Below are 21,516 nucleotides of genomic sequence, written 5' to 3'. Positions count from 1 at the left end.
ACACCGGAACACCCGGACCCCCGGGACAGCCCGGGACGCCCGGGGCGGGGCCTCTGCGGTGCCGTCAGGCCCGCAAGGACAGTGCCGTCAGGCCCGGTGCGAAGGTGATCAGCAGCGGGAGCAGCGGCACCAGCGCGGCCACCGTCGTCGTCAGCGCCCGGTGCCGGCGCAGCAGCCGGGGCGGCGGCTCCAGCAGGCGGTCGACGCGCTCGCCGAGGAGGCGGCGGCTGGAGTCGCAGGACAGGACACCCCGGTGCTGGTTCAGCTCGATCAGGGCGAGGGCCGTGGTGAGGTGCCCGCAGCGCCGGGAGGCCGTGTCGTCGGCGGCCAGCTCGACCAGGCGGTGCGTCTGGTCGCAGAAGTGGGCGAAGAGCGGCACGCGCGGGAAGCCCGTGGCGAGGGCGGTGGACAGGTGCAGCAGCCAGTCGTGGTGGGCGCGGGCGTGCCCGCGCTCGTGGGTGAGGACGGCGTCCAGCTGAAGGTCGGTGAGGCGGTGCAACGCCCCTGTGGTGACGACCAGTTGCGGTGGGTGCCCCGGCATCCACCAGGCGTCCGGGTACTCGTCCTCCAGCACCAGCATCGGCCCGCGCGCCGCCGGCAGTCCGGCCGGCAGCTCGGGGGCGCGCTCGCGCAGGTGCGCCCGGGCCTGGTCGCGGCTGCGGCGGGCCTCGACGAGTTCGCGGGCCAGCATCGCCGTCGTCCAGGCGGCCCCGCAGGCCAGCAGCACGGTGAGCGCGGCGGCCCACCCCGGCGCGGTGGACAGGTCGTAGGCGGCGGTGACGGCGGGCGGCGCGGGCGCGAACACGTGGTCGCGGACGGTGTGGAAGACGGCCGCCGCGCCCAGGACCAGCGCGGTCAGGCAGCACAGCAGGACGGTGGCGACGAGACACTGCCACACCCACAGCGCGACCACGGGTTCCCGCTCGGGCCAAGCGGCACGGGTCAGCGCGCGCGGCGCCGGTACGGCGGCCGTCAGGGCGACGACGCTCAGCAGGAGCAGGCAGACAGTCATGCCGGGGCTCCGGTTCCTGGTCGGAGAGGTGTGCGGGTGACGGTGGTGCCGGGCACGCGTCACGCGACAGCGGCTCGCGTGTGGTGCGTGCCCCGTCAGTATGACGAAGACGGGCGGCCGGAGTCAGGTGTCGACACCGATCGGCCGGGACCGGCCGGGTCCGCGACCCCCGCCGCGCCCGACCGGCCCGCCACACAAGCCGCCCGGCCCGCCCGCTACGCAAGCCACCCGGCCCGCCCGGCGCGCCCGTCCGGCGCTCCCCGCCCGGCAACCCCCGCCCCGTAACCCTCCGCGGCGTCAGCCCGACACCACCCGCCCGCTGACCTCGCCCAGTCCCACCCGGCTGCCGTCCGCGCCCGGGGCCCATGCCGACAGGGTGACCACGTCGCCGTCCTCCAGGAAGGTCCGCTTGCCGTCGGGGAGTTCGAGGGGGTCGCGGCCGTTCCAGGTCAGTTCCAGCAGGGAGCCGCGCTGGCGTTCGGTGGGGCCGCTCACCGTGCCGGAGCCGTACAGGTCGCCCGTGCGCAGCGAGGCGCCGTTCACGGTCAGGTGGGCGAGCTGCTGGGCGGCGGTCCAATACATGGTGGAGAAGGGCGGTTCGGAGACCACATGGCCGTTGACCGCGACCGAGATGCGGAGGTCGTAACCGCCGGGCTCGGTGCCGGGCGCCGAGTCGTCCAGGTAGGGCAGCAGCGGATGCGTGCGCTCCGGAGGCGCCACGCGCGCGTGCTCCAGCGCCTCCAGCGGGGTGATCCACGCCGACACCGAGGTGGCGAAGGACTTGCCGAGGAACGGGCCGAGAGGGACGTACTCCCAGGCCTGGATGTCCCGCGCGGACCAGTCGTTCAGCAGGCAGAGCCCGAAGACGTGCTCCCGGAAGTCGCCGAGGGCGACGGGGGTGCCGAGCCGCGACGGCACGCCCACGACGAAGCCGACCTCGGCCTCGATGTCCAGCCTGATCGAGGGGCCGAAGACGGGCGCGGGGTCGGCCGGGCCCTTGCGCTGCCCGGAGGGCCGTACGACGTCCGTGCCGGAGACGACCACGGTGCCGGAGCGGCCGTGGTAACCGATCGGCAGGTGCTTCCAGTTGGGGGTGAGGGAGTCCTCGGCGTCGGGGCGGAAGATCCGGCCGACGTTCCGGGCGTGGTTCTCCGAGGCGTAGAAGTCGACGTAGTCCGCGACCTCGAAGGGAAGGTGCAGGGTCACCTCGGACAGAGGGTGGAACAGCGGCTCGACGACCGCGCGGTGGGCCGGGTCCGTGACCCAGGACGTAAGGGCGCGCCGTACGTCCGACCAGGTGGCGCGGCCGGCGGCCAGCAGCGGGTTGAGGGTGGTCCGGGCGAGCAGCGGCTGGTGGGGCGAGCCGAGCGCGGCGGCTGCGGCGCCCGCGTCGAGGACGTGGTTCCCGAGCCGGACGCCGATCCTCCGCTCCGTGCTGCCGGAGGGCGAGAACACGCCGTAGGGGAGGTTGTGCGGACCGAAGGGGTCGCCCTCGGGGACGTCGAAGGGGGGCATGGGGTGCTGCCTCACTCTCATCCGGGCCACGCATGGCACTGCGTTCCATGTGGTCGGGCCACACGTTACGGCCGAGCCGCGTTTCTTGGGCAGTGCCTCACCGGCTGGCCGCGGCCCACGGCTGCGCATCGCCCACCGAGCCGTCCACGGCGAGCGGTTGGGCGCGGGCGGTACGTAAGTGCGGGGAATGAGAGGTGAGTCGGCGGAGCGTGCTGTCCGTATTCTCTGATCATGGCACCCACCCCGGCATATGCACTGATCGCCACTGACCTGGACGGGACGCTGCTGCGCGGCGACGACACCGTCTCGGACCGGTCCCTCGCCGCGCTCGCGCGGGTGGCACGGGCCGGCGCCCGGCACCTGGTGGTGACGGGCCGCCCGGCCCCGCGGGTGCGACCGCTGCTCGCGGACCTCGGCCGCGCCGGGCTCGCGGTGTGCGGGCAGGGGGCCCAGGTCTACGACGCGGCGACCGACCGTCTGCTGTGGTCGGTCCGGCTGGACCGGGAACTGGCCGAGACGGCGCTCGGCAAGATCGAGGCGGAGGTGGGGCAGGTCTACGCGGCGGTCGACCAGGACGGCGTGGACGGGCTCACGCTCATCGAGCCCGGCTACCGGATGCCCCACCCGACGCTGCCCGCGGTGCGGGTCGGCCGGCGGGACGACCTGTGGTGCGCGCCCATCAGCAAGGTGCTGCTGCGGCACGCCACCCTGTCCGACGACGAGTTGGCGGCCGTGGCCCGTGCGGCGGTGGGCTCGCTCGCGACGGTCACCATGTCGGGGCCGGGCACGGTGGAGCTCCAGCCGTGCGGGGTGACGAAGGCGACCGGGCTGGCGCTGGCCGCCGAACGGCTCGGGATCGCCGCCGAACGGGCCCTCGCCTTCGGCGACATGCCCAACGACATCCCGATGTTCGAATGGGCCGGGCGCGGTGTGGCCATGGCCAACGCCCATCCGGAACTCAAGGCGGTGGCCGACGAGGTCACCTTGTCGAACGAGGACGACGGCATCGCCGTCGTCCTCGAAGGACTCTTCCCGGCCGGCTGACCGGGATGTCAGGAGCGCCCGGCCCGGCCGCCGGTGCCGGTCAGTACGCGCCGAACACGTTGTCGATGGACCCGTACCGCGCGGCCGCGTAGTTGCAGGCGGCGGTGATGTTGGCGACCGGGTCGTAGATGTCGAAGGACGTGCCGGCCACGTGGTACGCCTTGAACGTCGGGTCGATGACCTGGAGCAGGCCCTTGGAGGGGATGCCCTTGGCGGCGTTGGAGTCCCAGAGGTTGATGGCCTTCGGGTTGCCCGAGGACTCGCGGATGATGTTGCGGTAGATGCCGTTGTAGGTACCCGGGATGTGCTTCTCGGCCATGATCGCCAGCGACTCGCGGATCCAGCCGTCGAGGTTGTCCGGGTAGCCGGCGGGGGTGGTGGCCGCCGTGGTGGTGGCGGTGCTGGGGGCCGCGGAGGCGTCGGCCGCGCCGATGAGCGGCAGGGCGAGGACGGCGGCACCGGTGCCGGCGGCGGTGAGCGCGCGGACGAGGCGGTTGTTCCGGGTACGGCGGGGCTGGGCGACAGCAGACATGGGGGCGTTCCTCTCCGGCGCCTGCGAGGTGAGCTGTCGGGTTCGGGCGGGGAGGTGCCCGGCCGTGCTCCTGACGGAGGCATGGCTTCACCCCTAGCCGTCCCGGCGCGGCGTGTGCCGTTCCGGACCGGCGGCTTACCTGGGTCCCCCGCTCCTGCCGTACGAATGAGTTCGTCGATGGGTATGCGGGCGGCGGCAGGATTCGGCGTCCGCCCGACGGCCCGGAACGTATGCGAGAGCACATGTCGGGAACAAGGGCCGGATTCATACAACGTGCGATTTGACCTTGATCGACAGCGTATGGGGTGCTTGATCCTTTGCGGTTGCCAATCCTCAACTCGCCGACAGGGCAAGGAGTCACGGCGGCCGGGCCGAGGGGGCGGGCCGGCCGGGCGCGTGACCCAACTCACGAAATAGCAAACAGTTTCAATTCGGACATGGGGGATTAGGGGGATTCGCGCCTGAAGTCGGGGAGATGGTGGAACCCGGCATATGAGGGGCGTCGTTGCGGAGGTGCGGGCGCGGTGTCCGGATTACTCCTATATGGATAAAAATCCGCTCACACTGTGTGATCAAAACCATGCCGGTCATGATCCGGTATCGCCCGGGCTGGACCGGTGGGCGCTATCGGTGATCGAAAGAGGACCGGATACGCTGACTTGAGTGAGGGCAGCGACCTATCGACAAACCGCGTAATCGCCAGCAGACACCAGCAGACAGGAGACCCCTCGTGACCGTCGTCGGGCCGTTCGGGCTGAGCGTGCGGGACCAGGCTCTGGAAGCCGATGTCCAGGCCGGATTGGCGGCTGTCGAGGAAGGCTTGCTCGAAGCCACCAAGAGCGAGGTCCCGTTCATCACGGGGGCCGCGCAGCACCTCGTGCGGGCGGGCGGGAAGCGGTTCCGGCCACTCCTCGTGATGCTCGCCGCCCAGTTCGGCGACCCCTACGCGCCGGGCGTGGTGCCCTCGGCCGTCGTCGTGGAGCTGACCCATCTGGCCACGCTCTACCACGACGACGTCATGGACGAGGCGGCCGTACGGCGTGGCGTGGACAGCGCCAACACGCGCTGGGGCAACTCCGTCGCGGTCCTCACCGGCGACTTCCTCTTCGCCCGCGCCTCCCAGATCCTCGCCGACCTCGGCCCCGAGGCGGTCCGGGTGCAGGCACTCGCGTTCGAACGGCTCGTCACCGGCCAGATCCTGGAGACCGCGGGTCCCTCGGACGGCCGAGACCCGGTCGAGCACTATCTGGACGTGCTCGCCGGCAAGACGGGCTCCCTGGTGGCGGTGTCGTGCCGGTTCGGCGCGATGATGTCCGGCGCGGACGAGACGGTCGTCGACGTCCTCACCCAGTACGGCGAACGGCTCGGCGTCGCCTTCCAGCTCGCGGACGACGTCCTGGACATCGCCTCCGACTCCCACGAGTCCGGCAAGACCCCGGGCACCGACCTGCGTGAGGGTATCCCGACCCTGCCGGTGCTCCGGCTGCGCGAGCGGGCCGCCCGGCTGGGCCTGCCCGAGGACGTCGCGCTGTGCGAGCTGCTGGACTCCGACCTCAGCGACGACGCCCGGCACGCCCAGGCGCTGGCCGCGCTGCGCGCGCACCCCGCGCTGGAGCAGGCCCGCCGGGACACCGTGCGGTACGCGGAGGAGGCGCGGGCCGCGCTCGCCCCGCTGCGCGAGTGCGATGCCAAGGCGGCGCTGATCGAGCTGTGCGACGCGGTCGTGCACCGCGCCGGCTGACCTGGCCGGTCACCCGGCCGGTCACCCGTACGGGCCCCGGCATCCGGCACGACCCCTACGGGTCGGGTGGAGGAACCACCGCCGGGTGTCATACCGCAGGTGTAGACGGAGTTGGCTCCGAGGTCTGACGCTTGTGCACAGCCGATTTGGTCAGATGGACACCACGGAAATCACCACTCCTCACCGTTTCGGGTGAGAATGGCGGCTCAGGGTGGACCAGCGGAGCAGCGGACCAGCGTGAGGACAGCCGCCGCCGACGACGGAGGTAAGGCACACATGGCACCGTACGAATCCGACGACGCAGTGGGCGCCGCGCACGACGAGCACCCGCGTACCGGCCGGCGCAAGGCCGCCCGGTACGCCGTGCCGGTCGCGGTGGTGGGGGTGGCGGCGGCCACGATCGGGCTGGTCCCGGCGCTCGCCGACTCCGGTGACCCCGACCTGCCGAAGATCAGCGCGCAGCAGCTCATCGAGAAGATCGCCGCGTCGGACGTGCAGCGGCTGTCCGGCACGGTGAAGATCAGCACCGATCTCGGCCTGCCCGACCTCGGCGGCCTGGAGGACGGCCTGATGTCCGGCTCGGGCCGCGGCGGCTCGGGCGACGGCTCCTCCGCCGACCCGCAGGCCAAGCTCACCGAGCTGGTCTCCGGCACGCACACCCTGCGCGTCGCCGCCGACGGCCCGGACCGGCAGAAACTGTCGCTGCTGGAGAGCGGCGCCGAGTACAGCCTCATCCACAACGGCAAGGACGTCTGGGGCTACGACAGCAAGAGCAACGAGGTCTACCACTCCACCGGGGCCGGCTCCGGCAAGGACCGCGAGGGCGAGCCGCCGGCCACCCCCAAGGACTTCGCCGACCAGGCCCTGAAGTCGGTGGACGACACCACGTCCGTCACCGTCGACGGCACCGCGCAGGTCGCCGGGCGCGACGCCTACAAGCTGCTGATCCGGCCCAAGCAGTCCGGCACCACGGTCGGCGCCATCAGCATCGCCGTGGACGCGAAGACCGGCATGCCGCTGAAGTTCACGCTGACCCCGAGCAGCGGCGGCGCCGCCGTCCTCGACGCGGGCTTCACCCAGGTCTCCTTCGCCCGGCCGGCCGCCTCCACGTTCGACTTCACGCCGCCCAAGGGCGCGAAGGTCACCGAGGAGAAGGACGCCCCCGGGGCCCGGGAGCACACCCCGAAGCACGGCGAGGACTTCGCCGGGGGCCTGGCGGGCAAGGACGGGCTGAAGGTGCTGGGCAAGGGCTGGACCTCCGTCGCCACCTTCGACACCGGCGCCAAGGGCGGCCTGCCGACCGGCTCCCAGGGCGGTGACCTCGGCGGCTTCCTCGGTTCGCTGGGCGACCCGGTCTCCGGGAAGTTCGGCAAGGGCACGGTCTTCTCCACCCGCCTGGTCAACGCCCTGATCACCGACGACGGCAAGGTGTACGCGGGCACGGTGACCAAGGAGGCGCTGGTGAAGGCGGCCGACGCGGGGAAGTGACCCCCCGGGCGCACCGCACCGGATGAGACGAACCGGATGAACCGAGGGGAGCCGATGGACGAGCCGTCCGCCACGCAGCCGGAGCCGGGCGACACGACGGCGAGTGTGATCGCCACGCACGGCCTCACCAAGCGCTACCGCGGCGGACAGCTCGCCGTGGACGGTCTGGACCTGACCGTCCCGGCGGGCAGCGTCTTCGGCTTCCTCGGCCCGAACGGCTCCGGCAAGACCACCACGATCCGCATGCTGATGGGCCTGATCGAGCCGACCGCGGGCACCGCCCGGGTGCTCGGCCGGCCCATGCCGCGGGCGGCCCGTACGGTCCTTCCGCAGGTCGGCGCCCTCATCGAGGGCCCCGCTCTGTACGGCTTCCTCTCCGGCCGGGACAACCTGCTGCGCTACGACGCCGCGGACCCGACCGCCGACCCGCGCACCCGGCGCGCCCGTGCCGCCGCGGCGCTGGACCGGGTCGGCCTCGCAGCCGCCGCCGGCAAGAAGGCGAAGGCGTACTCGCTCGGCATGAAGCAGCGTCTGGGACTGGCCGCCGCGCTGCTCCAGCCGCGCAGACTGCTCGTCCTGGACGAGCCCACCAACGGCCTCGACCCGCAGGGCATGCGCGAGATCCGCACCCTCGTCAGGGAGTTGGCCGCCGACGGCACGACCGTCTTCCTCTCCTCCCACCTCCTCGACGAGATCGAGCAGGTGTGCACCCATGCGGCGGTGATGGCGCAGGGCCGGCTCGTCACCCAGGGCGCGGTGGCCGACCTGGCCGCCGGGGCGCGCGACCGGCTGGTGGTGACCACCCCGGACCCGGCCGATGCGGCACGCGTGCTGAAGGAACTGGGCGTCGGGGACGCGACGGCCGACGGGGAGCGGGTCACCGGTGAGCCGCCCGCGCGGGATCTGGCCGACGTGACCGCGGCCCTGGTCACGGCGGGCGTCCGGGTCCGGGGCCTCACCGTCGAACGGGCCTCGCTGGAGGACGCGTTCGTGGCGCTGACGGGGGAGGGCTTCGATGTCGCGGGCTGATGTGCTCCAGGCGGGCGCCGGGCGCCGGCCGAACCCCCTGTGGACCCTCGGGCTGTTGCGCAGCGAGCTGGTCACCACCGTCCGCCGCTGGCGCACGCTGGCCCTGCTCGGGGTGCTGGCCGCGGTGCCGGTGCTGGTCGGGATCGCCGTGAAGATCGAGACGCGGGGCGGCGGGCCGGCGGGCGGCGGCGGCGAGGGCCCGGCGTTCATCTCGCAGATCACCAACAACGGCCTGTTCCTGGTCTTCACCGCGCTGGCCGCGACCCTGCCGTTCTTCCTGCCGATGGCGGTCGGCGTCGTCGCGGGCGACGCGATCGCCGGGGAGGCCGGCGCGGGCACCCTGCGCTATCTGCTGGTCGCGCCGGCCGGCCGTACCCGGCTGCTGTTCACCAAGTACGCGACGGTGCTGGCCTTCTGCCTGCTGGCCACACTGGTCGTCGCCGTCTCGGCACTGCTCGTCGGCGCGTTGCTCTTCCCGCTCGGCGAGCTGACGACGATCTCCGGCACCCGGATCAGCTTCGCCGAGGGGCTGGGCCGCGCCCTGCTCATCGCCCTGGTCGTCGCCGCGTCACTGGTCGGTGTGGCGGCCCTCGGCCTGTTCGTGTCGACGCTCACCAACAGCGGCATCGCGGCGATGGCCACGACGGTCGGCCTGCTCATCACCGTGCAGATCGTCGACCAGATACCCCAACTGCACGCCCTCCAGCCGTACCTGTTCCCGCACTACTGGCTGTCCTTCGCCGACCTGATGCGCGACCCCGTCTACTGGGACGACCTGGTGAAGAACCTCGGTCTCCAGGCGCTGTACGCGGCTGTGTTCGGCGCGGCGGCCTGGGCGCGGTTCACGGCGAAGGACATCAACGCCTAGCGCCGGCTCACCGGGGTGCGGCGCCGACGGCCTCGTACGGGAAGCGCGCGAGGGGCGCGTCCTGCGCGAAGAACGTCTTCGCGCGCGCCAGCGCGTCGGCGTCCTTGCGGACGTCGCCGGGCGCGCTGCCGTTGCCGAGCAGGACGCCGCCGAAGCGCATCCGCAGGTAGGCGGCCGAGTTGTTGAGCGTGCCGGCGTACGGGTCGGCGACCGACGGCTCGTCGTCCGCCAGCGCGGCGATGCCCCAGAGGGTGCGGCCGGCCATCGTCGCCTTGAAGTCGACGCCCGGGGTGCGCAGCCAGGCCGCCCAGTAGTCCAGGTAGCGCTTGGTGAGGCTGGACACCGAGTACCAGTACAGCGGCGAGGCGATCACGATGTCCGTCGCCGCCAGCGTGGCGTCCAGCAGCAGGCCGGCCGGGGTGTCCGGGGACGGCCGGACGTGGTCGCTGTCGTGCCGCAGGTCCACGAAGTCGGGCAGGGCGTGGTCGGCGAGGCGGATCCAGTGCTGTTCGGTGTCGCCGGGCAGGTGCGCGGCGGCCTCGCGGGCCAGCAGTTCGGTGTTGCCCGCCTCGCGGGCGCTGCCCAGGACGAAGAGGAAACGGCGGCTCATGGGTCCCCCGGACGTGTTCATGTCGTACCCCCAGTTGAATGCGCGTGCATTCTATGTACACGCAAGCAGTCTTCGCCAGGGTGCGGCTGGTGCGAGGCTGTGACGTCGCGGTGACGTGGAAAACCGCGGGGAGCGGACACACTGGTGGGCAGGACGCGTACGACCGGATCGCGACGCCGGGGGAGTGAGGGGCACCGATGGCTGGAGTCAGCTTCGAGAAGAAGCGGGCGCGGCAGCCCGTGGGGCCTGCGGCGGCGGTGTCCGTCCGGGTGTTCGGCGCGGGAGGCGCGTCGGTGGACGGGACGTCGGTCGTGGCGGCACCGGGCGAGGAGATCCAGCAGGCCGTGCTCGACCACCTCCAGCGCCTGGCCATCAGCGTCGGCGCGCCCATACGCGCCATGGTCCACGACGACCTCGCGGGCTGCGTGGTCCCCCTGGAGGTCTCGGCGGACGGCTCCAGCCGGGTGACGGGGAAGGCGGTCCGGGTGACTCCGCGGCCGGCGTCGGCCGGGACGCAGGGCGCCGCGCAGGCCCCGACCGGTCAGTTCGGACCGGCGCCGGTGATGGACGGGCCCGGCACGGACCCCCAGGGCCCCGCGGCCCACGGCGCCCTCGCCGCCGTACCGCCGGAGCCCCCCGCCGCCACCCCCACCCCGGCCCGTGGATTCGACGCGGTCGCCGAGGAGGTGCTCGGCGACGGGCCGCTGACCGAGACCGCCGAGGGCGCGAAACTGCTCACCGAGCCGATGAGCCGGATCAACGAGGCCGTGCGGGCGGGCCGCATCGACACGGCGGCGGAACTGGCCGACCGGACGCTCGCCGAGGCCACCGCCGTGTTCGGCCCGCGCCACGCCGAGGTACTGCACCTGCTCGAACTGTCCGCCTACATCGCCTACCTGGCCGGTGACCCGGTCCGCGCCTTCCGGCTGTCCCTGGACGTGGCCCGGCTGCGCCGCCAGGCACGGGACGGGGAGGCCGCCTACGACAACGTGCGCAGCGCGGCCACCGCCTGGCGCGCGGTGCGTGACCCGGAGGAGGGCCTGCGGCTGGGGCGCGACCTGATCGACCTGTGGACGGACCTCACCGCCGAGCCGGGCCCCGCCGCGGACGACCCGGGCCCGCTGGAGTCCGCCCGCGCCCGCATGGTCCGCCTGACCGACCGCGCGGCCAAGGCGGCGGCGCGGTCCTGACCGGCCCCGCCCGGAGCAGACGCACCCGGGGTCACTGCACGCAGAACTCGTTGTCCTCCGGGTCCGCCATCAGCACCCAGCGGCCCGCGGGCTCCTCGACCTCCCGCACCACCCGCGCGCCCAGCGCCTGAAGGCGTGCCACCTCCTCCGCGCGCCGTTCCGGGCCGGCGTGGACGTCGAGGTGGAGCCGGTTCTTCCCGGTCTTCGGCTCCGGTACCCGCTGGAACAGCAGCCGCCGCCCGAGCCCGGTGCCGGTCTCGGGGTCGTACGGGTCGTCGGGGTGCCGTACGGCGATCAGGTCACGGAACGCGGCCCGCCCGTGGTACTCGACGGTGGCCTCCCCGGACAGCGCGCCGAGGGACAGCAGCCGTTCGACGAGGGCGCTGTTGTCCTCCGGGGTGTAGTGCAGCGCGGCGGCCCAGAAGTCGGCCTGTGCGTGCGGGTCGGCCGCGTCGACGACGAGCTTCCAGTGCAGCGGGGCGGGCGCCTGTGTGGTCATGGCTCCCACTTATAGCCGGACGCGTCGGTGGAGGGGGGTACTCCGCCCGCTCGGGCGACTGCGGCCCTCCGGTCAGGCGTCCGCCGGAGTCGAAGCAGAAGCCGACGGTGACGGCGAGGGCGACGTCCCGGCCGTGCGGACCGTGCGGGCCGTCGGCACCGCGAGCCGTGCCGGTCGCCTGGCCCATCGCAGCGCGTCGCCCGTGAGCAGGACCAGCGCCAGCCAGACCAGCGCGAACCCGGCCCACCGCTCGGCCGGCATGGCCTCGTGGAAGTACAGGACGCCGAGCAGGAACTGGAAGATCGGGGCCAGGTACTGCAACAGGCCCAGTGTGGACAGGGGCACGCGGATCGCCGCCGCGCCGAAGCAGACCAGCGGGAGGGCGGTGACGATGCCCGTGGAGGCGAGCAGGGCGGCGTGTCCGCCGCCGTGGTTCAGGAAGCTGTCCCCGCCGTGCGCGGTCAGCCACAGCAGGTAGCCGAGCGCCGGCAGGAACTGGATCGCCGTCTCGGCGGCCAGCGACTCGACACCGCCGAGGTCCACCTTCTTCTTCACCAGCCCGTAGGTGGCGAAGGAGAAGGCGAGGCAGAGGGAGATCCACGGCGGGCGGCCGTAGCCGACGGTCAGCACGACGACGGCGGCGAGACCTATGCCGACCGCCGCCCACTGCACGGGGCGCAGCCGTTCCTTGAGGAGCAGCACACCCATCGCGATGGTGACCAGCGGGTTGATGAAGTAGCCGAGCGAGGCCTCGACGACGTGGCCGGCGTTCACGGCCCAGATGTAGACGCCCCAGTTCACGGTGATGACACCGGCCGCCACGACGACGAGGCCGAGCCGCCGGGGCTGGCGCAGCAGTTCTCCGGCCCAGGCCCAGCGGCGTACGAAGAGCAGCGCGGCGGCCACGAACACCAGGGACCAGACCATGCGGTGGGCCAGGATCTCCAGGGCGCCGGCCGGTTTGAGCAGCGGCCAGAACAGGGGCACCAGCCCCCACATCCCATAGGCGGCGAAGCCGTTCAGCAGGCCTGTGCGGTGCTCACCCTCGGACGTCGCGGCCACGTCCCCTCCTTCTCGCCCGCGCGTCCGGCGTGGACGCACGAGGACGAAGGTAACGCCGGGCGTCCCCGACTGTCATGCCCGTATCGCCATACGGTCATGACAGCCGGGGGCCCGCCCGGGTCAGCCCTTGAGCGCGGCGGTGACGGCCTGCGCGAGCGGCGTCGTCGGGCGGCCGGTCAGCCGGGACAGGTCGCCGGAGGAGACGACCAGCTCGCCCTTCTCGATCGACGCGTCCACGCCCGCCAGGATCCCGGCCACGGGCGCGGGCACCCCGGCGCCGGTCAGGATGCCGGTGAGGGCCTCCACCGGGACCGGGTTGTAGACGATCTCCCTGCCGGTCTGCCGGCTCAGCTCGGCCGCGTACTCGGCGAAGCTCCACGCCTCGTCGCCGCCCAGCTCGTACGTCGTGTTCTCGTGCCCCTCGCCGGTCAGCACCGCGACCGCGGCGGCGGCGTAGTCGGCGCGGGCGGCGGAGGAGACCCGGCCGTCGCCGGCGGCGGCCACGACCGCGCCGTGCTCCAGCACCGGTGCCAGGTTCTCGGTGTAGTTCTCGTGGTACCAGCCGTTGCGCAGCAGGCTGTAGGGCAGGCCGGAGGCGAGGAGCACCTGCTCGGTCGCCCGGTGATCGTCCGCCAGCGCGGCCGTCAGGGTGCCCGGGGCGCTGGTGTAGGCGAGCAGCGCCACGCCTGCCGCCTTGGCCGCCTCGATGACGACCGTGTGCTGCCCCACCCGGCCCTTGTCGAACTCGTTGCCGGAGATCAGCAGGACCTTGTCACCGGGGGCGAACAGGCCGTCGAAGGTCTCGGGCACGTTGTAGTCGGCGACGGCCAGCTTCACCCCGCGGGCGGCGAGGCCGGCGGCCTTCGCCTCGTCGCGCACGACGGCGGTGATCCGCTCGGCCGGGACCTTCTCCAGCAGTTGTTCCACGACGTGCCGGCCGAGGTGTCCGGTGGCTCCGGTGACGACGATGCTCATGAGGGGTGACTCCTTCTCCGGTGGGTATGTCACTCACCCTAGGAGCTGCACTAACCGAACGAAAGTACCCACTTTGAAGTAAGGTACTGGTATGCCGGTAAGCAAGAACGCGGTGGACGCCGAGGCGATGTGCCCGGACCGCCTGGTCCTGGAACACGTCACCAGCCGCTGGGGTGTCCTCGTCCTCATCGAACTGCTGGAGCGGCCGTACCGGTTCAGCGAGCTGCGCCGTGCGATCAGCGGCCTCGGCGGCCGGGGCGTCAGCGAGAAGATGCTCACTCAGACGCTCCAGACCCTGGAGCGCGACGGCCTGGTCCACCGGGACGCCAAGCCGGTCATCCCGCCCCGCGTCGACTACTCGCTCACCGCACTCGGCCGGGAAGCGGCGGAGCAGGTCCGGGCCCTCGCCCGGTGGACGCACACCCGCATGGACGCGGTGGAGGAGGCCCGCCGGTCCTACGACGAGAGCCGCCGCGCCTACGACGAGAGCCGCCAGGCCTACGACGCGAGCCGGGGCGCGTACGAAGAGGCCCGGGGGAACCGGTCCCGGGCCTCCTGAACCGGCGGACGGATCAGCCGACGACCGTCCAGGTGTCCCCGCCCGCCAGCAGCGCGGCCAGGTCGCCCTTGCCCTTCTGCTCGATCGCGGTGTCGAGCTGCTCGGCCATCGCCGTGTCGTAGACCGGCCGTTCGACGGAGCGGAACACCCCGATCGGGGTGTGGTGCAGGGTGTCCGGATCGGCCAGCCGGGACAGGGCGAACGCCGTGGTCGGGGACGCGGTGTGGGCGTCGTGCACCAGGACCTCCGCCTCGTTCTCCGGGGTCACGGTCACCACCTTCAGGTCACCGGTCCGCCGGTCGCGCACGACCCCTCTCGCGCCGTCGGCGCCGAAGCGGATCGGCTGCCCGTGCTCCAGCCGGATCAGCGCCTCCTCGGCCCGCTGCTTGTCCTTCAGGGCGTCGAACGCGCCGTCGTTGAAGATGTTGCAGTTCTGGTAGATCTCGATCAGCGCCGTGCCCGGGTGGGCGGCGGCGGCGCGCAGCACCTCGGTCAGGTGCTTGCGGTCCGAGTCGATCGTGCGCGCCACGAAGGACGCCTCCGCGCCGATCGCCAGCGACACCGGGTTGAACGGGGCGTCCAGCGAGCCCATCGGCGTCGACTTGGTGACCTTGCCGACCTCGGACGTCGGCGAGTACTGGCCCTTCGTCAGGCCGTAGATCCGGTTGTTGAACAGCAGGATCTTCAGGTTGACGTTGCGGCGCAGGGCGTGGATCAGGTGGTTGCCGCCGATGGACAGCGCGTCGCCGTCACCGGTGACGACCCACACGCTCAGGTCCCGGCGGGAGGAGGCCAGACCCGTCGCGATGGCCGGGGCGCGGCCGTGGATGGAGTGCATCCCGTAGGTGTTCATGTAGTACGGGAAGCGGGAGGAGCAGCCGATGCCGGAGACGAAGACGATGTTCTCCCGCGCGAGGCCCAGTTCCGGCATGAAGCCCTGGACGGCCGCGAGGATCGCGTAGTCACCGCAGCCCGGGCACCAGCGCACCTCCTGGTCCGACTTGAAGTCCTTCATCGACTGCTTGGCCTCGGCCTTGGGGACCAGCTGGAGCAGCCCGTTGGTGGCGTCAGTCATCGATGGCCTCCTTCAGCGCCGCGGCGAGCTGTTCCGCCTTGAACGGCATGCCGTTGACCTGGTTGTAGGAGTGGGCGTCGACCAGGTACTTCGCCCGGACGAGGGTGGCGAGCTGCCCGAGGTTCATCTCGGGGACGACCACCTTGTCGTAGCCCTTCAGGACCGTGCCGAGGTTGCGCGGGAAGGGGTTGAGGTGGCGCAGATGGGCCTGGGCGATCGACTCGCCGGCCGCGCGCAGCCGCCGTACCGCCGCCGTGATCGGGCCGTAGGTCGAGCCCCAGCCGAGCACCAGGGTCTTCGCGCCGTGCGGATCGTCGACCTCCACGTCGGGGACGTCGATGCCGTCGACCTTGGCCTGCCGGGTGCGGACCATGAAGTCGTGGTTGGCCGGGTCGTAGGAGATGTTGCCCGTGCCGTCCTGCTTCTCGATGCCGCCGATGCGGTGCTCCAGGCCCGGGGTGCCCGGGATCGCCCACGGCCGGGCCAGCGTCTTCGGGTCCCGCTTGTACGGCCAGAAGACCTCGGTGCCGTCCTTCAGCGTGTGGTTCGGGCCGGAGGCGAACCGCACCCGCAGGTCGGGCAGCTCCTCCAGGTCGGGGATGCGCCACGGCTCGGAGCCGTTGGCCAGGTAGCCGTCCGACAGCAGCATCACCGGTGTCCGGTACGTCAGCGCGATCCGGGCCGCCTCCAGGGCGGCGTCGAAGCAGTCGGCCGGGGTCTGCGGCGCGACCACCGGCACCGGCGCCTCGCCGTTGCGGCCGTACATCGCCTGGAGCAGGTCGGCCTGCTCGGTCTTGGTCGGCAGCCCCGTCGACGGGCCGCCGCGCTGGATGTCCACCACCAGCAGGGGCAGCTCCAGCGACACCGCGAGGCCGATCGTCTCGCTCTTCAGGGCGACACCGGGGCCGCTCGTCGTGGTCACCGCCAGCGAGCCGCCGAACGCCGCGCCCAGCGCCGCGCCGATGCCCGCGATCTCGTCCTCGGCCTGGAAGGTGCGCACGCCGAAGTTCTTGTGCTTGCTCAGCTCGTGCAGGATGTCCGAGGCCGGCGTGATCGGGTACGACCCCAGGAACAGCGGCAGATCCGCCTGGCGGGAGGCGGCGATCAGGCCGTAGGCCAGGGCGAGGTTGCCGGAGATGTTCCGGTAGGTGCCGACCGGGAAGGCCTTCGTGGCCGGCGCGACCTCGTAGGAGACCGCGAAGTCCTCGGTCGTCTCGCCGAAGTTCCAGCCCGCGCGGAACGCCGCGATGTTGGCCCTGGCGATGTCCGGCTTCTTCGCGAACTTCGACTTCAGGAACTTCTCGGTGCCCTCGGTGGGCCGGTGGTACATCCAGCTCAGCAGGCCCAGCGCGAACATGTTCTTGCTGCGCTCGGCCTCCTTGCGGGAGAGGTCGAACTCCTTCAGCGCTTCCACGGTGAGCGTGGTCAGCGGCACCGGATGGAGGCTGTAGCCGTCGAGCGAACCGTCCTGGAGGGGATCGCTCGCGTACCCGACCTTCTGGAGGGCCCGCTTGGTGAACTCGTCGGTGTTGACGATGATCTCGGCTCCGCGCGGGAGGTCGCCGATGTTGGCCTTCAGGGCGGCCGGGTTCATGGCGACCAGGACGTTCGGCGCGTCACCGGGGGTCAGGATGTCGTGGTCGGCGAAGTGGAGCTGGAAGGACGAGACACCCGGCAGGGTGCCGGCGGGGGCGCGGATCTCGGCGGGGAAGTTCGGGAGGGTGGAGAGGTCGTTGCCGAAGGAAGCGGTCTCCGAGGTGAAACGGTCCCCGGTGAGCTGCATGCCGTCACCCGAGTCCCCCGCGAACCGGATGATCACCCGGTCCAGGCGCCGCACGTCCTTCGCGCCGCCCGGTTTGCGCTGCTCTCCCACGACGGTTCCGTCGGTCTGCTCCGCTGGGCTGCTGACCTGGCTGGTCACTGAACTGGACCTCCTTCGAGGCGGCTGTCCGGGGCCGGTCGTCCCACGGACCATCCCAGGATCAACCCTACGTCGGTTAGGGTCGCCTTCCCGAGGCCATCCAGGGATTGGACGACATTTCGAGACGGCCTGTCGCGCTGTGTGCACATCATGTCCCGCATCGCCTGAGCACCGGTCAAGGCGCTCCCCGCGCGTGTACAGGTTCTCTCCTCCGGCTCCCGACCGGACCCCCGGTCGCCCCCTACGGGTCGCTCCGGGCCTTCCTCCCGGGTACCGGCCTCCACCGAAGCGGGAGAGGCTGACGGGGTGCTGACGGGAGGCTGACACCGGACCGGCCGGCTAGGAGTTCAGGTAGGTGAGAACGGCCAGGACCCTCCGGTGGTCCCCCTCGCTCGGGGCCAGGCCGAGTTTCAGGAAGATGTTGCTGACGTGCTTCTCCACGGCGCCGTCGCTGACCACCAGCTGCCGGGCGATCGCCGAGTTCGTCCGCCCCTCCGCCATCAGCCCCAGCACCTCGCGCTCCCGCGGCGTCAGCCCCGCCAGCACGTCCTGCTTGCGGCTGCGGCCGAGCAGCTGCGCGACCACCTCCGGGTCCAGCGCCGTACCGCCCTCGGCGACCCGCACCACCGCGTCCACGAACTCCCGGACGTCCGCCACCCGGTCCTTGAGCAGATAGCCGACGCCCCGGCTGGAACCGGCCAGCAGTTCGGTGGCGTAGCGCTCCTCGACGTACTGCGACAGCACCAGCACCCCGAGCCCGGGGTGCAGCCGGCGCAGCAGCACGGCCGCCCGGACGCCCTCGTCGGTGTGCGTCGGCGGCATCCGTACGTCCGCGACCACCACGTCCGGCAGCTCGCCGCCCTCGTCCAGCTCGGAGATGGTCTTCACCAGCGCGTCCGCGTCGCCGACGCCCGCCACGACCTCGTGCCCGCGGTCGGTCAGCAGCCGGGTCAGGCCCTCCCGCAGCAGCACTGAATCCTCGGCGATGACCACCCGCACCCTGTCCTCCACGATTCTTCCGGCCCCCCACAGCCCGATCCCCCGCGACGCCGTCCGCCCGGGGCGTCCTCCAGGTGTCCAGCATTCCAGCAATCCCCCCGGACCGCCGCCGACCCGGGGGAATCTCGGGGGAATACCGGGGGCGCGGCCGGGGCGCGTCTTCGGGGCTCGGGCGGATCCGCGTGCGCCCCCGCTACTCAGGCGCGCGGGTCGGCTGTGCCGCCGTTCCGGTGCCTGGGCGTTCCGCCGTTCCGGTGCCTGGGTGTTCCGCCGTTCCGGCGTCCGGTCGCTCTGCGGGCGTGCCGCTGCTCCGCCGCGCGGGCGTACCCGGCGTTTCGCCGCTCCGTCGCTCCGGCTCCGAGGCGGTCGGGCGTTCAGCCGCGCCAGGGGAGTTCCGCGATGACCCGGGTGGGGCCGCCCGCCGGGGAGTCCACCATGAGGATGCCGTCCACCGCGTCCAGGCGGGCGGCGAGACCGGCCAGCCCGGAGCCCCGGGAGGCGTCGGCGCCGCCCACGCCGTCGTCGGTCACCTGGAGCATCAGCCGGTCCTCCGAGCGCCACACGTCGACAGAGGCGGACCGGGCGCCGCTGTGCTTGCTGATGTTCTGGAGCAGCTCGGAGACGGTGAAGTAGGCGATGCCCTCGATGGCGGGCGCGGGCCGGGCCGGCAGGTCGACCTCGACCCGCACCGGCACCGTGCAGCGGGAGGCGACCGCCGACAGGGCCGCGTCCAGGCCGCGGTCGGTGAGCACGGCCGGGTGGATGCCCCGGGCGAGGTCGCGCAACTCCTGGAGGGCCGTCTTCACCTCGCCGTGCGCCTCCTCCACCATCCGCGCCGCCGTCCGCGGGTCCTCGCGCAGCTTCTCCTTGGCCAGCCCCAGATCCATCGCCAGGTTCACCAGCCGGGCCTGCGCCCCGTCGTGCAGGTCCCGCTCGATGCGGCGCAGATCGGCGGCGGCCGTGTCGACCACGATCCCCCGGTCCGACTCCAGCTCCACCACCCGCGCCGACAGCGGCGAGGGCCCGAGCAGCCCGCGCACGAGCAGCCCGTCCACGGTCGTCAGGGCCCGTACGAGCCAGGGCGTGGCCAGGGTGAACACCAGCCCGATCAGCGCCGTGACGGTGATCTCGAAGGGGTTGTCCAGGTAGACGCTGTGGTGGGCGTCGCCGTAGAGCTGGATCCCGCCCTCGCCGGCGTACGCCGGGAACACCCAGAACCACAGCGGATAGCTCAGCAGCCCCCAGCCGCAGGCCCAGAACGTCACCGCCACCGAGAACGAGAACACCGCCCACGGGAACTGCACCAGCGCGTACAGCACGTGCCGCCAGGAGGCGCCGCTCTTGAGCATCGCGCCCATCCAGGCCGCCGCGCCCGGCTTGCGCAGCCGCAGCGGCTCCGGGTCGGCCACCTCAAGGCCGAGCAGGCCGCGCGCCCGCGCCCGCTCCAGCACGCCGAAGCCCCGGCAGCCGGCGAGCGCCGCCGCCAGCACCGGGATGCCGAGGAAGGTCACCAGCAGGCCCGCGCCGAGTGCGACCATCGTCACCGTCCAACTGAACAGGACGGTCGCCACCGGCAGGCTCAGCAGCACGTAGCCGAACTCGCGCCGGCTGCGCGCCGCGAAGGGCGCCCGCAGCCCGGCGGGCAGCCGGTGCCGCGGCTCGCTGCGGGTGGCGTACCCCTGTCCGTAGTCCGTGACCATCGGTGTCGTCCCGTTCTCCTCGTTCCGGCGGCGGTTCCAGCCGTACCTCCAGGGTCGTCCGCCGGGCGCTGCCGGGGTATGGAGTCCGTCGGCGTCTTGAGCGGGGGGTTTTCCCCACCCCCGCGCTCCGCCCAGCCGTACTGCCGTGGCCGGAGTAGTGCCGCGGCGGCCCCGGCCATGTACGGGCGGGGGGCTGTTCCTGTGCCGCGTACGAGCCGGGCCGCTCCCGTGCCTGGTACGACCCGGCCCGCTCCCGTGCCATGCGCCGGGCCGGGCTACTCCTGCCGGTCCCGCCAGGGCAGCTCCGCCGTGATCACCGTCGGGCCGCCCGCCGGGGAGTCGACCACGAACAGGCCGTCCACCGCGCCCAGCCGGTCCGCCAGGCCCCGCATCCCGCTGCCCCCGTCCAGCCGGGCGCCGCCCCGGCCGTCGTCCCGGACCTGGATGAGCAGCCGCTCCTCCGAGCGCCACACGTCGACGGAGGCGGACCGGGCGCCGCTGTGCTTGCTGATGTTCTGGAGCAGCTCGGAGACGGTGAAGTAGGCGATGCCCTCGATGGCCGCCGCCGGCCGGGCCGGCAGGTCCACGGTCACCGTCACCGGCACCGTGCAGCGGGAGGCGACCGCCGACAGGGCCGCGTCCAGGCCGCGGTCGGTGAGCACGGCCGGGTGGATGCCCCGGGCCAGGTCGCGCAGCTCCTGGAGGGCCAGCTTCACCTCGCCGTGCGCCTCCGCCACCATCGCCGCCGCCGCGTCGGGGTCCTCCAGCAGCTTCTCCTTGGCGAGGCCCAGTCCCATGGCCAGGTTGACCAGCCGGGCCTGGGCCCCGTCGTGCAGGTCCCGCTCGATCCGGCGCAGGTCCGCCGCCGCCGTGTCCACCACGATCCCGCGGTCGGACTCCAGCTCGGCGATCCGGCGCTCCAGCTCGTCCGAGGGCGACAGCAGGCCCCGCACCATCGCCCGGTCCAGGTTCGCCAGGCCCCGCGCCAGGTACGGCAGCACCGGCCACAGCACGAACAGCGAGATCAGCACCGTGCAGAAGGTGAGGATGCCCCAGGGCAGCCGGATGGCGTCGTACAGCAGCGTGCGCCAGCCCACCGGGTCCTTCAGCGCCATCCACAGCCGCTGCACCGGGCCCCCGCCCTTGGCGAGCGGCAGCGGCGACGGCTCCTCCACCCGCACCCCGAGCAGCTTCCGGGCCCGGGCCCGTTCCAGCTTGCCCAGTTGCCGCGCGCCCAGCAGGGACAGCGCGAGCAGCGGGAGACCGATCACGGTGAGCGTGAGGGCGCCGCCGGCCACCAGCACGGTGACGGCGTACGTGAATCCGAACAGTGCCACCGGCAGGTTCAGCAGGAGATACGCGATCTCCTTCCAGGTGTGCGCCTCATAGGCCGGCCGGGGCGGCGGCAGCGGGTGCAGGCCGTCGTGTCCGTCGTGTCCGTCTCGGCCGCCGTTTCCGTCGCGGCCGTCACGTTCGTCGGTGCCGCCGGTCCGGTCGGCGGCTGGGCTGGGAGCGGTCATGCTGGTCAGCCTGCCGTGCGCGGCACCGTCCACGCCATGCGGTACGCCGCCCTCCGCCGCCGGGGGAAAACCCCACCCCGTCCCGGGTACCGGCTGTCTCACGGCCTGACGGGCTGCTTACCGGTTCTTTATCAGGGCCTAGACTCCCGTGCGTACAGGTCAATGAGGTCAACGAGG

Annotated in this window: 19 protein-coding genes and 1 riboswitch; of the genes, 7 read left to right on the top strand and 12 right to left on the bottom strand. The window is 72.6% G+C overall.

What is annotated here, in order from left to right; translation table 11 throughout:
* Nucleotides 1-64 precede the first annotated feature (64 nt).
* Nucleotides 65-1,012 carry a M56 family metallopeptidase gene (locus tag AQJ11_RS12565; protein WP_014674296.1) on the bottom strand — a complete coding sequence of 316 codons (948 nt, stop codon included), beginning with the start codon at nt 1,010-1,012 and terminating at the stop codon, nt 65-67.
* 297 nt (nt 1,013-1,309) lie between these two features.
* Entirely contained in the window at nt 1,310-2,527 is a 1,218-nt protein-coding gene (gene fahA, locus AQJ11_RS12560) for a fumarylacetoacetase (protein ID WP_059263034.1), read from the bottom strand.
* 231 nt (nt 2,528-2,758) lie between these two features.
* On the opposite strand from fahA, the gene AQJ11_RS12555 reads away from it, so the two are divergent.
* On the top strand, nt 2,759-3,571 hold the full coding sequence (locus AQJ11_RS12555) for a Cof-type HAD-IIB family hydrolase (RefSeq protein ID WP_014674298.1): 813 nt from the start codon (nt 2,759-2,761) through the stop codon (nt 3,569-3,571).
* A 40-nt stretch (nt 3,572-3,611) separates the two neighbouring features.
* On the opposite strand, the gene AQJ11_RS12550 is transcribed toward AQJ11_RS12555, so the two are convergent.
* The gene (locus AQJ11_RS12550) at nt 3,612-4,103 is read right to left on the bottom strand and encodes a transglycosylase SLT domain-containing protein (protein WP_058081517.1); all 492 of its coding nucleotides are present in this window, start codon (nt 4,101-4,103) and stop codon (nt 3,612-3,614) included.
* Nucleotides 4,104-4,108: 5 nt separating this feature from the next.
* Nucleotides 4,109-4,290, bottom strand: a riboswitch (cyclic di-AMP (ydaO/yuaA leader).
* A 543-nt stretch (nt 4,291-4,833) separates the two neighbouring features.
* Here AQJ11_RS12550 and AQJ11_RS12545 point away from each other — a divergent pair.
* The 4 genes from AQJ11_RS12545 (at nt 4,834) to AQJ11_RS12530 (ending at nt 9,229) form a co-directional block, all read left to right on the top strand.
* The gene (locus tag AQJ11_RS12545) at nt 4,834-5,844 is read left to right on the top strand and encodes a polyprenyl synthetase family protein (protein WP_014674300.1); all 1,011 of its coding nucleotides are present in this window, start codon (nt 4,834-4,836) and stop codon (nt 5,842-5,844) included.
* A gap of 276 nt (nt 5,845-6,120) precedes the next feature.
* Nucleotides 6,121-7,332 (top strand): LolA family protein, encoded by a 1,212-nt coding sequence (locus tag AQJ11_RS12540; RefSeq protein WP_059263033.1) that lies wholly within the window; start codon nt 6,121-6,123, stop codon nt 7,330-7,332.
* 54 nt (nt 7,333-7,386) lie between these two features.
* On the top strand, nt 7,387-8,361 hold the full coding sequence (locus tag AQJ11_RS12535) for an ABC transporter ATP-binding protein (protein ID WP_107120811.1): 975 nt from the start codon (nt 7,387-7,389) through the stop codon (nt 8,359-8,361).
* On the top strand, nt 8,348-9,229 hold the full coding sequence (locus AQJ11_RS12530) for an ABC transporter permease (protein ID WP_059263031.1): 882 nt from the start codon (nt 8,348-8,350) through the stop codon (nt 9,227-9,229). The genes AQJ11_RS12535 and AQJ11_RS12530 overlap by 14 nt, the downstream gene beginning before the upstream one ends.
* Nucleotides 9,230-9,236: 7 nt before the next feature.
* Here AQJ11_RS12530 and AQJ11_RS12525 read toward each other — a convergent pair whose 3' ends face one another.
* Nucleotides 9,237-9,839 carry a flavodoxin family protein gene (locus tag AQJ11_RS12525; protein ID WP_059263030.1) on the bottom strand — a complete coding sequence of 201 codons (603 nt, stop codon included), beginning with the start codon at nt 9,837-9,839 and terminating at the stop codon, nt 9,237-9,239.
* Between the two features lie 293 nt (nt 9,840-10,132).
* Between AQJ11_RS12525 and AQJ11_RS12520 the strand changes: the two genes are divergently transcribed.
* Entirely contained in the window at nt 10,133-11,029 is an 897-nt protein-coding gene (locus AQJ11_RS12520) for a hypothetical protein (RefSeq protein ID WP_059263107.1), read from the top strand.
* Nucleotides 11,030-11,060: 31 nt separating this feature from the next.
* On the opposite strand, the gene AQJ11_RS12515 is transcribed toward AQJ11_RS12520, so the two are convergent.
* The 3 genes from AQJ11_RS12515 to AQJ11_RS12505 form a co-directional block, all read right to left on the bottom strand.
* Nucleotides 11,061-11,528: a VOC family protein gene (locus AQJ11_RS12515; protein WP_059263029.1), complete on the bottom strand. Its 468-nt coding sequence runs from the start codon at nt 11,526-11,528 to the stop codon at nt 11,061-11,063.
* 72 nt (nt 11,529-11,600) lie between these two features.
* Nucleotides 11,601-12,590, bottom strand: a complete 990-nt coding sequence (rarD, locus tag AQJ11_RS12510) for an EamA family transporter RarD (protein ID WP_059263028.1) — start codon at nt 12,588-12,590, stop codon at nt 11,601-11,603.
* 120 nt (nt 12,591-12,710) lie between these two features.
* Nucleotides 12,711-13,565 carry an SDR family oxidoreductase gene (locus AQJ11_RS12505; RefSeq protein ID WP_014674309.1) on the bottom strand — a complete coding sequence of 285 codons (855 nt, stop codon included), beginning with the start codon at nt 13,563-13,565 and terminating at the stop codon, nt 12,711-12,713.
* A 91-nt stretch (nt 13,566-13,656) separates the two neighbouring features.
* Here AQJ11_RS12505 and AQJ11_RS12500 point away from each other — a divergent pair, with 91 nt between their 5' ends.
* Nucleotides 13,657-14,124 (top strand): winged helix-turn-helix transcriptional regulator, encoded by a 468-nt coding sequence (locus AQJ11_RS12500; protein WP_059263027.1) that lies wholly within the window; start codon nt 13,657-13,659, stop codon nt 14,122-14,124.
* 13 nt (nt 14,125-14,137) lie between these two features.
* Here the strand turns inward: AQJ11_RS12500 and AQJ11_RS12495 are convergent, their stop codons facing one another.
* The 5 genes from AQJ11_RS12495 to AQJ11_RS12475 form a co-directional block, all read right to left on the bottom strand.
* Complete coding sequence (locus AQJ11_RS12495) at nt 14,138-15,199, bottom strand: 2-oxoacid:ferredoxin oxidoreductase subunit beta (protein WP_014674311.1); 1,062 nt, start codon at nt 15,197-15,199, stop codon at nt 14,138-14,140.
* Complete coding sequence (locus AQJ11_RS12490; RefSeq protein ID WP_058081526.1) at nt 15,192-17,120, bottom strand: 2-oxoacid:acceptor oxidoreductase subunit alpha; 1,929 nt, start codon at nt 17,118-17,120, stop codon at nt 15,192-15,194. The genes AQJ11_RS12495 and AQJ11_RS12490 overlap by 8 nt, the downstream gene beginning before the upstream one ends.
* Before the next feature lie 339 nt (nt 17,121-17,459).
* A complete protein-coding gene (locus tag AQJ11_RS12485; RefSeq protein WP_041665428.1) occupies nt 17,460-18,131 on the bottom strand; it encodes a response regulator transcription factor in 672 nt (223 codons plus the stop codon).
* Nucleotides 18,132-18,493: 362 nt separating this feature from the next.
* Nucleotides 18,494-19,819 (bottom strand): sensor histidine kinase, encoded by a 1,326-nt coding sequence (locus AQJ11_RS12480; protein WP_058081527.1) that lies wholly within the window; start codon nt 19,817-19,819, stop codon nt 18,494-18,496.
* Nucleotides 19,820-20,094: 275 nt separating this feature from the next.
* On the bottom strand, nt 20,095-21,339 hold the full coding sequence (locus AQJ11_RS12475) for a sensor histidine kinase (RefSeq protein ID WP_244218196.1): 1,245 nt from the start codon (nt 21,337-21,339) through the stop codon (nt 20,095-20,097).
* Nucleotides 21,340-21,516 lie beyond the last annotated feature (177 nt).

It is taken from the genome of Streptomyces corchorusii (assembly GCF_001514055.1).
GTDB lineage: Bacteria > Actinomycetota > Actinomycetes > Streptomycetales > Streptomycetaceae > Streptomyces > Streptomyces olivaceoviridis.
This window is presented reverse-complemented; position numbering and strand designations above follow the sequence as displayed.